At 64.9% G+C, this 12,461-nt stretch carries 12 protein-coding genes; 9 read left to right on the forward strand and 3 right to left on the reverse strand.

Going from position 1 to position 12,461, the window contains the following annotated elements; genetic code table 11:
* Positions 1-15 precede the first annotated feature (15 nt).
* Both modB and modC read left to right on the forward strand, forming a co-directional pair.
* The gene (modB, locus tag JQ632_RS20485) at positions 16-711 is read left to right on the forward strand and encodes a molybdate ABC transporter permease subunit (RefSeq protein ID WP_212404384.1); all 696 of its coding nucleotides are present in this window, start codon (positions 16-18) and stop codon (positions 709-711) included.
* Between the two features lie 2 nt (positions 712-713).
* The gene (modC, locus tag JQ632_RS20490) at positions 714-1,376 is read left to right on the forward strand and encodes a molybdenum ABC transporter ATP-binding protein (protein WP_212404385.1); all 663 of its coding nucleotides are present in this window, start codon (positions 714-716) and stop codon (positions 1,374-1,376) included.
* A gap of 248 nt (positions 1,377-1,624) precedes the next feature.
* Here the strand turns inward: modC and JQ632_RS20495 are convergent, their stop codons facing one another.
* The gene (locus tag JQ632_RS20495) at positions 1,625-3,418 is read right to left on the reverse strand and encodes a potassium/proton antiporter (RefSeq protein WP_212404386.1); all 1,794 of its coding nucleotides are present in this window, start codon (positions 3,416-3,418) and stop codon (positions 1,625-1,627) included.
* A gap of 220 nt (positions 3,419-3,638) precedes the next feature.
* On the opposite strand from JQ632_RS20495, the gene JQ632_RS20500 reads away from it, so the two are divergent.
* A complete protein-coding gene (locus JQ632_RS20500; RefSeq protein ID WP_212404387.1) occupies positions 3,639-4,955 on the forward strand; it encodes a mechanosensitive ion channel family protein in 1,317 nt (438 codons plus the stop codon).
* A gap of 117 nt (positions 4,956-5,072) precedes the next feature.
* Complete coding sequence (gene map, locus JQ632_RS20505; protein ID WP_212404388.1) at positions 5,073-5,891, forward strand: type I methionyl aminopeptidase; 819 nt, start codon at positions 5,073-5,075, stop codon at positions 5,889-5,891.
* 26 nt (positions 5,892-5,917) lie between these two features.
* Here the strand turns inward: map and JQ632_RS20510 are convergent, their stop codons facing one another.
* A complete protein-coding gene (locus JQ632_RS20510; protein WP_212404389.1) occupies positions 5,918-6,514 on the reverse strand; it encodes a bifunctional transcriptional activator/DNA repair enzyme AdaA in 597 nt (198 codons plus the stop codon).
* Positions 6,515-6,645: 131 nt separating this feature from the next.
* Here JQ632_RS20510 and JQ632_RS20515 point away from each other — a divergent pair, with 131 nt between their 5' ends.
* The gene (locus JQ632_RS20515) at positions 6,646-7,584 is read left to right on the forward strand and encodes a DMT family transporter (protein WP_212404390.1); all 939 of its coding nucleotides are present in this window, start codon (positions 6,646-6,648) and stop codon (positions 7,582-7,584) included.
* 79 nt (positions 7,585-7,663) lie between these two features.
* Positions 7,664-8,479, forward strand: coding sequence for an intradiol ring-cleavage dioxygenase (locus tag JQ632_RS20520; RefSeq protein ID WP_212404391.1), 816 nt, complete (start codon positions 7,664-7,666; stop codon positions 8,477-8,479).
* 248 nt (positions 8,480-8,727) lie between these two features.
* Here the strand turns inward: JQ632_RS20520 and JQ632_RS20525 are convergent, their stop codons facing one another.
* Complete coding sequence (locus tag JQ632_RS20525; RefSeq protein WP_212404392.1) at positions 8,728-9,351, reverse strand: hypothetical protein; 624 nt, start codon at positions 9,349-9,351, stop codon at positions 8,728-8,730.
* Positions 9,352-9,519: 168 nt separating this feature from the next.
* Between JQ632_RS20525 and JQ632_RS20530 the strand changes: the two genes are divergently transcribed.
* The 3 genes from JQ632_RS20530 to JQ632_RS20540 all read left to right on the forward strand — a co-directional run bounded on the left by JQ632_RS20530 (position 9,520) and on the right by JQ632_RS20540 (position 12,449).
* A complete protein-coding gene (locus JQ632_RS20530) occupies positions 9,520-10,200 on the forward strand; it encodes a DJ-1/PfpI family protein (RefSeq protein WP_212404393.1) in 681 nt (226 codons plus the stop codon).
* A 60-nt stretch (positions 10,201-10,260) separates the two neighbouring features.
* A complete protein-coding gene (gene radC / locus JQ632_RS20535; protein WP_212404456.1) occupies positions 10,261-10,977 on the forward strand; it encodes a RadC family protein in 717 nt (238 codons plus the stop codon).
* 359 nt (positions 10,978-11,336) lie between these two features.
* Positions 11,337-12,449: an ABC transporter substrate-binding protein gene (locus JQ632_RS20540; protein ID WP_249152321.1), complete on the forward strand. Its 1,113-nt coding sequence runs from the start codon at positions 11,337-11,339 to the stop codon at positions 12,447-12,449.
* Positions 12,450-12,461: the final 12 nt, after the last annotated feature.

Raw genomic sequence — 12,461 nt, forward strand, 5'->3', positions numbered from 1 at the left:
ACTTGATACGACTTGATGTCCGAGATCACACCTGCCGAATGGACGGCGATCCTGCTCTCGCTCAGGGTCGCCGTCATTGCAACGCTGGTGGCGACGCCGTTCGGCATCGCGCTCGCATGGCTGCTTGCGCGGCGTGATTTTTGGGGCAAGTCGATGATCGACGCGCTGGTGCATTTGCCCCTGGTGCTGCCGCCGGTCGTCACCGGCTATCTCTTGCTGCTCACCTTCGGCCGCCGCGGGCTGGTCGGCGGATTTTTGGCCGACTATCTCGGCATCGTGTTCGCGTTCCGCTGGACCGGTGCTGCGCTTGCCTGCGGCATCATGTCGTTTCCGCTGCTGGTGCGCCCGATGCGCCTGTCGATCGAGGCGATCGACCGCAGGCTGGAGCAGGCCGCCGAGACGCTCGGCGCCGCGCCCTGGAAAGTATTCGCCACGGTGACGCTGCCGCTGGCGCTGCCCGGCGTGCTCGCCGGCATGGTGCTCGGCTTTGCCAAGGCGATCGGCGAGTTCGGCGCCACCATCACCTTCGTCTCCAACATTCCCGGCGAGACCCAGACGATTTCCTCGGCGATCTATTCGCTGATCCAGACGCCCGACGGCGACGCCGCCGCAGGCCGTCTCGTGATCATCTCGATCATTCTGGCGCTCGGCGCGCTGATCGCGGCCGAGTGGTTTGCCCGCCGCGCCACCGCGCGGCTGCACGGGAATTGACCATGCTGCGCGTCGACGTCGAAAAAAAGCTTGGCGAATTCTCGCTTGAGGCGTCCTTCACCAGCGAGGGCCGCGTCACGGGCCTGTTCGGCGCCTCCGGTTCCGGCAAGACCTCACTGGTCAACATGATCGCGGGCCTGCTTCGGCCCGATCGCGGCACGATCGCGATCGACGGCGACGTCGTCGACGACACGGCCGCAGGCATCCACGTGCCGACGTATCGCCGCCGCATCGGCTACGTCTTTCAGGACGCGCGGCTGTTCCCGCATCTCAACGTCGCGCAGAATCTCGACTATGGCAGGCGGATGAACGGCCTTGCCGCCGACCCCGCGCAGCAGAAGCGTATCGTCGACCTGCTCGACATCGGCGCCCTGCTCGATCGCCGGCCCGGAAAACTCTCCGGCGGCGAGCGCCAGCGCGTCGCACTCGGCCGCGCGCTCCTGGCAAAACCGCGGCTGTTGCTGCTCGACGAGCCGCTCGGCGCGCTCGACGAGGCACGCAAGCTCGAGATCTTGCCCTATCTGGTGCGGCTGCGGGACGAGGCCAACGTGCCGATGGTCTATGTCAGCCACGACGTCGCCGAACTGCGCCAGCTCGCGACGCAGATCGTGATGCTGAAGCAAGGCAAGGTGACGTCGTTCGGCGGCGTGAAGGTGCTTGCGTGAGGGGTGATGGCGCTTTGTCGACACGGGGCAATCGCCGCGCACAAACTCCGATGTCGTCCCGGCGCAGGCCGGGACCCACCGCGTGATTTCTCGGTGACGGGCGGTGTGAGTACCAAGGCAACGACAAGTCTTCGCCAAACTTCTCCCTGGGGTTATGGGTCCCGCCCCCGTGCGCAATTGCGCACTAGGCCGGGACGACGTTGGGAAATAGTTGAGCCTCACAACTTACGTCGTTGCGCGCGGTTGAATTAAACTCCCGCAACCGAGGTCCACAAATCCGCGAGCTTGCGCCGGAACGCTTGCGTGCGCGTCTGTGGTGGCGGCGTTTCCTCGTCCTCTGGCAGGCGCAGGCCGACGACGTTGACGCGGCCGCCGGAGATCGAGCGCGCCACCAGCACGATCGAGTCGAGCACGAGCTCGGCGCCTTCCTTCGGCGCGCGGTCGAGATGCACGTCAAAATAATCGGCGAGCGTCAGCTTGGCCGCATCCTCGCTGACATTCACACCGTAAATTCCGGCGAGCTCGGCGAGCGTGTGCTCGCCCGACACCATGAAGTCGCCGAGCAGATGCGGGTCCGGCGCCGAGCTCGGTTGCATGTCGACGAAGAAACGGTCGAGCGACTCGGCCTTCTCCGGCGGCGCCAGCAGATAGATGTAGTCGCCGGGCGCAATCGGATCGGCCTCCGCCGGGGTCAGGATGCTCTGGTTGCGGATGACGAGCGTCGGTTTCGACCAGGACGGGATCAGGCCGCGGCGGAAATACAGGCTCTTTGGCCGCACCGAATAGCCGACGAGCTGCTGCTCGAGCTGGCCGGGCAGATCCAGCTCGACGCGGCGCGGACCGCGCTCGGTGCGCGGCAGCGCGACGTGCAGCTTGCGTGCAGCCGGCGCCAGCGTCCAGCCCTGCAGCAACAGCGAGATGATGACGACGACGAAGGCGACGTCAAAATAGAGATAGGCCTTCGACAGCCCAACCAGCATCGGGATCGAGGCGAGGAAGATCGCGACCGCGCCGCGCAGGCCGGTCCAGGCGATGAAGATCTTTTCGCGCCAGTTGAAGCGGAAAGGGGCGAGGCACACGAACACGGCCAGCGGCCTTGCGATCAGCATCAGCACAAAGGCAACCTCGATGGCCGGCAAGGCACTGGCGCCGAGCCGCTGCGGTGAGACCAGCAGGCCAAGGAGCACGAACATCACGATCTGCGCGAGCCAGGTCGCAGCGTCAAGGAAAGTCACCACCGAATTATGAGCGCGCGTCGGACGATTGCCGATGATGATGCCGGCGAGATAGACCGCGAGGAAGCCGGAGGCATGCATGATCTGCGAGCCGCCGAAGATCACGAGCGCGGCCGTGGTGACGAACGGCGCATGCAGGCCCTGCGGCAGCGCCACGCGATTGAGCGCCAGCACCACCATGCGGCCGCCGATGACGCCGACGACCGCGCCCAGCACGGCCTCCTGGATGAATTCGAACAGCACGCGGCTGGCCGTGCCCGACCCCAGCGAGATGTATTCGACCAGCATCAGCGTGAGGAAGATCGCGAACGGATCGTTGGTGCCGGATTCGGCTTCCAGCGTCGCACCGACGCGCGGGCGCAGGCGCAGGCCTTGAGTGTGCACCAGGAGAAACACCGCGGCGGCGTCGGTCGAGGCGACCACCGCGCCGACCAGCAGCGACTCGGACCAGTTCAGATCGAGCGCGTATTTGGCGAAGGGGGCGGTGACCAGCGCCGTGAGCAGCACGCCAATGGTCGCCAGCACCACGGACGGCGCGAGCACGGTGCGGATGCTCTGGAAGCGGGTCCGCAGGCCGCCGTCGAACAGGATCAGCGCCAGCGCCACCGAGCCGACCAGATAGGTCGTGCGCACGTCGTCGAACTGCAATTGGCCGGGGCCGGAATCGCCCGCCAGCATGCCGATGGCCAGGAACACGAGCAGCAGAGGCGCACCGAAGCGCAGCGCGAGCAGGCTCGACAGGATGCCGGCCATCACCAGGACGGCGCCGAGCAGGATAGCGATGCTGACCGAGTCGAGAGAGGCCATCCACCTTCACGTACAAATCATTGGTAGGGCATCCATATCGTCGCCACACTTCCGCGCCAACCCATTTCTGCCGCCAGCGGCAATGTGCCTTGTTTTACGGCCTTACCGCGCATCGCGAGCCGGTGTAACGGTGGCCCGCCCGCGCCGTTTGTGGGATTCTGCCGCAGGCCCTCGAATCACATCCCGCGTCCTGTCAGCCCGCCCGACGAGAACCTTCGCCATGGATATGACCACGCATGACGTCATGGAGTTTCTGCAGACGACCGCGCGGAGCGTCGGGGCGGAGATCGCCTCGCCCTGGTTCTATCTTCAGTTTGGTCTGATTCTGGCCGCAGCCGGGATCGCCTCGGCCACGCAGGCTGCGGTGCGGTCCAGGGTGGACCTGACCTCGCTCGGCATGGGTTGGCCGGCGCCGCTGCGGCACTTCATCCGCGTCATGGTCGGCAGCGCACAGACCGCTGTCTTCACGCTGCTGGTGATCGTCTCGCGCGTGGTGATGTCCCATTCGACCTGGCCGAGCCGCAGCTACCTGTTGATGGTCGCGGCCAAACTCGGCATGGCCTGGCTCGTGATCCGGCTCGTGACGTCGGTGCTGCGCAACGCCTTCATCGTCAAGCTGGTGTCGATCACCGCGTGGTTCGTCGCCGCACTCTCGATCATCGGTCAGCTCGACGGCACGCTCGAGGCGCTCGACTCGGTCGCGATCGTGCTTGGCGGCCTGCGATTGACGCCGCTGCTGGTGATCAAGGCTGCCCTGCTGCTGCTGATCGCGCTCTGGCTGACCAATATCGCCAGCAATTTCGCCGAGAGCCGGATCAACTCGACGACCGATTTGACGCCGTCGGTTCAGGTGCTGCTGGTCAAGATCATCCGCATCGGCCTCCTTACCGTCGCGATCGTGATCGCGCTCGGCGCCGTCGGCATCGACCTGTCGGCGCTCGCGGTGTTCTCCGGCGCGGTCGGCGTCGGTATCGGTATCGGCCTGCAGAAGATCGTCGCCAATTTCATCTCGGGCATCATCCTGCTCGCCGACAAATCGGTAAAGCCGGGCGATCTCGTCACCATCGGCGACAACACCGGGCGCATCAGCGCGATGAAGACGCGCTACATCTCGGTCGCCGCCGGCGACGGCCGCGAATTCCTGGTCCCGAACGAGGATCTGGTGACGCAGAAGGTCGTCAACTGGACCTATACCGACAAGAACACGCTGGTGAAGATCCCCTTCGGCACCAATTACGACGCCGATCCAAGGCTGGTCTGCAAGCTCGCCGCCGGGACCGCCGCGGCACATCCGCGCGCCCAGAAAGGCAAGCCGCCGAACTGCATCCTGACCGAGTTTGCGGAAGCCGGGATGAAGTTCTCGCTCACCTTCTGGATCGCGGACCCCGACGGCATGGACAACGTCAAGAGCGACGTGATGCTGGCGCTGTGGGAGGCCTTCAAGCAGGAGGGCATCCGGGTTCCCTACCCCGTGCGCGAAATTCGCATCCGCGGCGGCGCACTGCCGGTCGAAACCACCGTAGAAGTCCCGAGTTGAGGCGGTTTTTGGCCGCAAGGCCGCCAAGCCCGGCTTGCATGAAAGCCCGCGATCATTAAATTGGGGCTGGATATCAAGCGCTTGCGCCGACAGAACCCGCCGGAAGACCGAGACCTCATGAGCTACGTCGAAGCCACCGATACATCCTTACGAAAAACCGGACAGATCAAGCTGCACGGGCCGAGCGCGTTCGTCGGCATGCGCAAGGCGGGCGCGCTGGTCGCAAAGTGCCTCGATGCGCTCACCGACATCGTCAAGCCCGGCGTGCCGACCTCTGACATCGACGAGTTCGTGCGCGAGTTCGCGTTCAGCAATGGTGCCTATCCGGCGACGCTGATGTATCGCGGCTATCGCTATTCGACCTGCACCTCGCTCAATCACGTGGTCTGCCACGGCATGCCCGGCGACCGGCCGCTTAAGGAAGGCGACATCGTCAACATCGACGTCACCTTCATCGTCGACGGCTGGTACGGCGATTCCAGCCGGATGTATGCGGTGGGCCCGATCGCCCGCAAAGCGGAGCGGCTGATCGAAGTGACCTATGAAGCGATGATGCGCGGCATCGCGGCGGTCAAGCCCGGCGCCACCACCGGCGACATCGGCCATGCCATCCAGAGTTTTGTCGAGCCGCAGGGCATGAGCGTGGTGCGCGATTTCTGCGGCCACGGCCTGGGGCGCATGTTCCACGACGAGCCGAACATCATCCATATCGGCCGGCCCGGCGAAGGCGTGCCGCTCAAGCCCGGCATGTTCTTCACCATCGAGCCGATGATCAATCTCGGCAAGCCGCATGTGAAGATCCTGTCCGACGGCTGGACCGCCGTGACCCGCGACCGCTCGCTGTCGGCTCAGTTCGAGCACTCGGTCGGCGTTACCGCAACGGGCGTCGAGATTTTCACGCTGTCGGAGCGACACGGCGAGAAACAGATCACCTGATCTAGCTACCGCTTCCGCCGCAGTGCCTATCGCCGGCGGCGGAATGACGATGGTGGCCGCTTATAGGTCGCCGCAAAGGCGTCGTTGAATCGCCGAACGCTCCCGAACCCCGCTGCGAAGGCGATCTCCGCCAACGTCATACCCGTCTGATCGATCAAGCGCTTTGCTTCCTGCACGCGCCGCGTCGCGGCGATCTCGCTCGGGCTTGCGCCGGCATGGCGCGTGAACAGGCGCAGGAGATGGCGCGGTCCAACGCCGAGGGCGTCTGCAAGCTCTGACATCGACGCCCGATCCAGAAAGCCGTCGTTGATCAGGCGCATCCCGCGCGCGACGGTGGTGGCTGTGCCCATCCAGGCCGGCGAGCCCGGAGCCGTTTCCGGCCGGCAGCGCAGGCACGGGCGAAAGCCCGCACGCTCGGCGGCGGCAGCGGTCGCATAGAAGGTGACGTTCTCAGAGCGTGCCGGGCGAACCGGACAGACCGGCCGGCAGTAGATACGCGTCGAGCGAACGCCGGAGAAAAACAGGCCGTCGAAGGCGCGGGCGCGCGCCAACCGTGCCCGGTCGCAGGTCTCCCAATCGAGATGCGGTGGCAGCGTTTGCCGGTTCGCCAAAGCCTTCGTCATGACGAAATCATAGTTTCAAGGCGCCCCTCCGAGTAGCTGAAATCGGACTCGATCGGGCGATGAGGTCCGAATTCAGCCAGCCCGCACCGCCGCTCCGGATCATGGTGCCGACAAATCCAGGAGCAGATCGCATGAGCACGAGGGCGGAACAGGCAGAGTCAAGGCGAACCTCTCTCGCGTTCGAGATCGGGCTCCTGCTGCTTCTCGCACTGATCTGGGGCAGCTCGTTCACGCTGATCAAAGTCGCGCTTCCGACGATTCCGCCATTCACGATGGTGGCCGCGCGCGTGACGATCGCGGCCATTCTCCTAATCCTGATTGCCGCCTTGCAGGGATACGCCCTTCCCCGCCAAGGATCGGCGTGGGCCGCGTTCTTCGTACAGGGACTGCTGCAAAGCGCGCTACCATTCACCCTGATCAGTTGGGGCGAGATGCACATCGCGAGCGGCCTCGCCGGTGTTCTCAATGCAACTCCGCCGATATTCGTGCTGGCGATTGCGATGATAACGGAGCGCGGGCGAAGGGCGATCAGCAGCCAGAAAATCATCGGAGTCGGTCTCGGTCTCGCGGGCGTCGTTGTGACGATGGGCCTCGACACGCTTTCCGGGATCGGCACGGCGCCATTGGCGCAAGCAGCCGTGCTCGGAGCAAGTCTCTGCTACGCGCTTGCCCCGATATGGGGCCAGCGGTTCCGGGACCTTCCCGCAATCGTCACGGCGGCCGGCGCCATGACCTGCGCTGCGACCGTGATGCTGCCCACCGCCGCGGCCCTTGAACGCCCCTGGACGCTGGCAGCACCGCCGACGCAGGCGATCGCGGCGGTGATCGCCCTCGCAGTGGTCTGCACGGCCTTCGCGATGGCAATCTATTTCCGGCTGATCCACACGCTCGGCCCGCTCGGCACGACCAGCGGAAGCTATCTGCGGGCGGGCTTCGCGGTGGCGCTCGGCACAGCACTGCTCGGCGAGCGCTTTACCTGGCCAATTGTTGCGGGAATGGCGCTCATTCTCGCCGGCGTCGTCGCTGTCACGGTGTCACTGCCGGCGCGAACCTGGAAACAGCCGGACTGATTGTCGCCATTTTCAAAGCCTGATCTTGCCATTCCGTCTGACGATGACGATCTGTGGTCGAGGAGCCAGGAGAATTGAAGTGAGCACGTCGACACGCCGCGGCTTCCTTGGATTTGTATCGGCCAGCGCCGCGGGCCTGCTCGGCACGCGCGCGCAGGCGGCGCCTGCACCGGCGGGAGATGAGGCCGCATGCATCCTGACGCCGCAGGCGGAGGAAGGACCATTCTACGTCGATCCAAAGCTGGTTCGCCAGGACATCACCGAAGGCAGGCCCGGCGCGCCGCTGACATTGCGGCTTCGTGTGATCGAGGCAGGCCCTTGCACTGCGATCAAGGGCGCGCGGATCGACATCTGGCACTGCGACGCTAAAGGCCTCTACTCCGCCTTTCCCGGCCAGAGCGACCGGCACAACATCGACATGACCGGCAAGAATTTTTTGCGCGGCACGCAAGTCACCGACGAGTCCGGCTGGGCCGGTTTCAACACCATCTATCCCGGCTGGTACGACGGGCGCACGGCGCACGTCCATTTCAAGGTCATTCTCGACGACAAGAGCGTGCTGACGGGACAGACCTACTTTCCGGATGCGCTGAACGAGTTCATCTACACCAACGTTCCCGATTACGGCGACCGCGCGCGGCAGCGTTCGATCCTCAATGCCAATGACGGCGTCATCGCGCGCTCCGATCCCGAGCATCGCGCCTTCTGCGCGGTGAAGGAGGAGCGCGACTGCTATGTCGCGACGCTGACCATCGGCGTCGACCGCCGCGCAGATGCAACGGTCGGGCGCGCAGGCCCGCCGCCCGGCCCGCCGCCTGCAGGTGGGCCGAGGTTCGGCCGCGTCATCAAGGACCGGCTCGCCGCGCTGGTGCCGGGACTGAAGTCCGGCCGCTGAGCGCAAGCGTGATGAGATTAGGTGAATTGGCGCGGCATCGGGGTCACCTCTCCCTTGGGAGAGGTCGGCGCGGAGCGCCGGGTGAGGGTTTACGGTCTCACGTTGCTGCCGCGCCCCTCACCCGATTTGCACTCGACGATGCTGCGCATCGCGAGGCGCAAATCGACCTCTCCCCGATGGGGAGAGGTGAACCGAGCCCGCGCCCATTTGATTCAACCTGACGCCATGCGGCTCCAGATCGGTTCACATCACCGCTTGATCGAGATGAACGAGGCCGTGACGCCGGCGGCGCCGCCGTCATGCGGCTTGGCCCGGATCACGGTGCCGACCAGCGTCGGAATCTGGTTGACGCCGTTTTGCCATTTCGGCGCGGTCGTGGCCCTGTAGTCGTATTCCCAGTTCGCCGTCGGCGTGTTGTCGCGGCCGGTGCCGATGAGATCCACGGAGATGTCGCCCGAAGGCAGTGTCTGCATCGTGCCCTTGAGATCGAGCACGAGACCGCCGCCCATGTCGAGCGTGCCGGTGACATTGTTTCCCGACGGCGGGTCGAATGTCATGACGCCTTCGCCGAACACGAGGCCCAGTGCCTTTACCGCATTGGCGGCCGTCGATCCCTGTCCGAACAGCGCGGCGAGATTTCGAACGGCCGGATCGGTCGGATCGTCCCACACGATGACGTCGGCGCGATTGACATAGCTGCGATAGGTCCATTTGCCCGGCAGCGACGGGTCCCAGGCCGCGCCGGCAGCCGCGGCTGTCGCCACTTGTGTAGCCATCGCCGGTGTTTTGGATTGCGCCTGCGCGACGCCCGGAAGGGCCACCAGAATTGCGACCGACAGTTTAAAAATCCTTCGCGACAAAATCTTCGTCATCGATATCTCCCGCCTCGAGGCGAACCGAAATTCGACCATGACCAAAACTATCGAAGGGTGTATATTAGCATCATAATACACTTATGATAGTGGCGGCATCGATCACGCTGACGTGCGCGGCCGCCACCAAGGTCATTGCGGGCAGAAGCAAACAGAGGCGGTCAGGCCATGTTTCCACGCACCCAGAAGATCGGCATTTTCGTCTACGAGAATTTCGAGCCGCTCGACGTGTTCGGCTTCGTCGAGGCCTTCTCGATCGCGCGCTTCCTCGGCACCTTCTATGCCTCGCCGCCACCCTATCCGTTCGAGATCGTGCTGATCGGCAGGACCATGGCGAACGTCAAGAGCATCAACGGTCCGTCCGTCGTGCCGGACTGGGATTTCGGTCGCGCGCTGCGCGAGCCGCTCGACCTGTTGATGGTGCCGGGCGGCGGCGGCACCTTTCCGCTGCTGGACGACAAGAGCGATCCGGCTGCGGTCGCGGCGCTGATCGAATGGATGCGCGCGATGGACCGCAAGGTCAGCATCATGGCGTCGGTCTGCACGGGCGCGGCGGTGCTGGCGAAATGCGGCTTCCTCGACGGGCTTCCCGCCGCAACCAATCATGCCTCCTTCGATACCGTGGCGAGCTACGGTCCGCGCGTGCTGTGGGACAACGTCTCGCGCTGGGTCGATGCCGGGAAATATGTCAGCTCGGCGGGCGTCTCCGCCGGGACCGACCTCGCCTTCCACCTGGTGTCGCGGATCTCTGGCCGGGCGGTCGCGGAGAACGCGGTGCTCGCGGCCGAATATGATTGGCATCGCGATCCGCAACAGCCGATCGACTATCCTCCCCAAACCGCCGAGTGAGAGCGGCCGCGCGGCAATTGGCGGTTGCAAAAGGCCACCGCCGCGGCGATGCTGGCCGCGATGCCCGCCCGATCCAGCGCCCCGCCTGACAAGCCAAAACCGTCCGAGCCGCATTATCACGGTCATCGCGAGCGGCTGCGCGAGCGCTTCTACGCGGCCGGTCCCGACGCGCTCAGCGACTCCGAGCTTCTGGAAATGGCGCTGTTTGCCGCGCTGCCGCGGCGTGACACCAAACCGCTCGCGAAAACCCTGATCAAGACCTTTGGCTCGTTCGCCGAAGTCGTTCACGCACCGGTGGCGCGGTTGCGCGAAATCGACGGCATCGGGGAGGCCGCGATCAACCAGCTCAAGCTGATCGCGGCGGCGACGCACCGCGTCGCCAAGGGCGAGGTGAACAGCCGCAACGCGCTGTCGTCCTGGACCGAGGTGATCGACTATTGCCGCTCCAGCATGGCGTTTGCCGACAAGGAGCAGTTTCGGCTCTTGTTCCTCGACAAGCGCAACCAGCTCATCGCCGACGAGGTGCAGCAGACCGGCACGGTCGACCACACGCCGGTCTATCCGCGCGAAGTCATCAAGCGCGCCCTGGAATTATCCGCGACCGCGCTGATCCTTGTGCACAATCACCCCTCCGGCGATCCGACGCCGTCGCAGGCCGACATCCAGATGACCAAGGCGATCATCGACATCGCCAAGCCGCTCGGCATTGCCGTGCACGACCACATCATCGTCGGCAAGAGCGGGCACGCGAGCCTGCGCGGGATGCGACTGATCTAAGCGAGCGATGCCTCCGCTCCCGGGCTGCCGCGTTCGGTAGTGGCACCAACCGTATCAGAACTTGAACGAGAATCTGCCACCGACCTCGACGACCGTCAGGTGGTCGCTTGTGGGCGTGCGCCCGCGGGAGCGTCGTTGGACGATGGACAGGGCCTCGATTTGACCCGCGGTTTCGGTTGTTGTCCGGCCGCGCCATGTGCTAAAATTCTAAAACTTGGGTGCGCCAACGGGCGGCCCGGGAGCAGTTTTCGATAGCCGCCTCGGTTCGGATCGCGTCCTCACCAAAGGAGCGCGGCATGACATGTTGGCCCAGAGGAATTGCAGTCGCTGCGATTCTGGGGTTTGGCGCGATCTCGCTCATGGACGTCGCGGCTCGCGCCGAGCCAGGCGTGTACGACGACCGGATCTTGTTCGGACAATCGGCGGCCTTTGAGGGGCCCGCGGCGGCGTTGGGTCTTGGCATGCGGGAAGGTATTCTCGCGTCCTTCAACGAAGCCAATGCCACCGGCGGAGTTAATGGTCGGAGGCTGGAGCTTGTCTCCTATGACGACGGCTACGAACCGGAAAAGGCAATTGCCAACACCAAGCGCCTGATCGATGAGAACGGGGTGTTCGCGCTCGTCGGCGAAGTGGGCACGCCCACCTCCAACGCGGCGCAGCCGATCACTACGGAAGCCGGGGTGCCGTTTATCGGGCCGTTTACAGGCGCCGCTTTCTTGCGCAACCCGTCGCTCCGCAACGTGATCAACATTCGCGGCTCGTATGATCAGGAGACTGAGGCCTGGATCGAGCATCTCACCGCTGACCTCGGCGTTTCGCGGATCGCCATCCTGTACCAGGACGACACCTTCGGTCGCGCCGGTCTCTCGGGCGTCGCGAAGGCGATGGAAAAGCGTGGCATGAAGCTGGTCGCTGAAGGCACTTTCGAGCGCAACACGACCGCGGTGAAGACGGCGCTGCTGGCGATCCGCAAGGCGGGCCCCGAGGCCGTCGTGATGGTCGGCCCCTACAAGCCGTGCGCCGAGTTCATCAAGCTGGCACGTCGGCTCAAGCTGGACGCCGTCTTCGTCAACATCTCATTCGTCGGCGCCAACGCCCTCGCCAAGGAGCTCGGCGAGGACGGCAAGGGAGTTGTGGTGACTCAGGTCGTACCATTCCCCGGGGACCCGAGCATCCCGCTTGTGGCCCGGTACCAAAAGGCGCTCAAGATAGCGAATCCGGACGCCCAGGTCGGCTTTGTCTCGCTCGAGGGATACATGGTCGGCCGATTGGTCATCGAAGCCTTGGGAAAGGTGAAAGGTCCGGTTACGCGGGCGGGGCTGCTTTCGACCATCAAGGAAGTCGGCACGTTCGATCTGGGCGGCGTCACGCTGTCCTATGGCCCAGACGACAATCAGGGAATGGACCAGGTCTTCCTCACCGTGATCCGGGCGGATGGCAGCTTCAAGCCAGTCGACCGCCTGGAACGTTGAAGCGGCGGGCAG

The sequence above is a fragment of the Bradyrhizobium liaoningense genome, from assembly GCF_018130955.1.
In the GTDB taxonomy this organism is placed as follows: domain Bacteria; phylum Pseudomonadota; class Alphaproteobacteria; order Rhizobiales; family Xanthobacteraceae; genus Bradyrhizobium; species Bradyrhizobium liaoningense_C.

What these genes read in the sequence shown, in the direction of transcription:
- modB (WP_212404384.1), top strand. Translation starts at nt 16, where the DNA reads ATGTCCGAGATCACACCTGCCGAATGGACGGCGATCCTGCTCTCGCTC.
- modC (WP_212404385.1), top strand. Translation starts at nt 714, where the DNA reads ATGCTGCGCGTCGACGTCGAAAAAAAGCTTGGCGAATTCTCGCTTGAG.
- JQ632_RS20495 (WP_212404386.1), bottom strand. Translation starts at nt 3,418, where the DNA reads ATGGCCTCTCTCGACTCGGTCAGCATCGCTATCCTGCTCGGCGCCGTC.
- JQ632_RS20500 (WP_212404387.1), top strand. Translation starts at nt 3,639, where the DNA reads ATGGATATGACCACGCATGACGTCATGGAGTTTCTGCAGACGACCGCG.
- map (WP_212404388.1), top strand. Translation starts at nt 5,073, where the DNA reads ATGAGCTACGTCGAAGCCACCGATACATCCTTACGAAAAACCGGACAG.
- JQ632_RS20510 (WP_212404389.1), bottom strand. Translation starts at nt 6,514, where the DNA reads ATGACGAAGGCTTTGGCGAACCGGCAAACGCTGCCACCGCATCTCGAT.
- JQ632_RS20515 (WP_212404390.1), top strand. Translation starts at nt 6,646, where the DNA reads ATGAGCACGAGGGCGGAACAGGCAGAGTCAAGGCGAACCTCTCTCGCG.
- JQ632_RS20525 (WP_212404392.1), bottom strand. Translation starts at nt 9,351, where the DNA reads ATGACGAAGATTTTGTCGCGAAGGATTTTTAAACTGTCGGTCGCAATT.
- JQ632_RS20530 (WP_212404393.1), top strand. Translation starts at nt 9,520, where the DNA reads ATGTTTCCACGCACCCAGAAGATCGGCATTTTCGTCTACGAGAATTTC.
- radC (WP_212404456.1), top strand. Translation starts at nt 10,261, where the DNA reads ATGCCCGCCCGATCCAGCGCCCCGCCTGACAAGCCAAAACCGTCCGAG.
- JQ632_RS20540 (WP_249152321.1), top strand. Translation starts at nt 11,337, where the DNA reads ATGGACGTCGCGGCTCGCGCCGAGCCAGGCGTGTACGACGACCGGATC.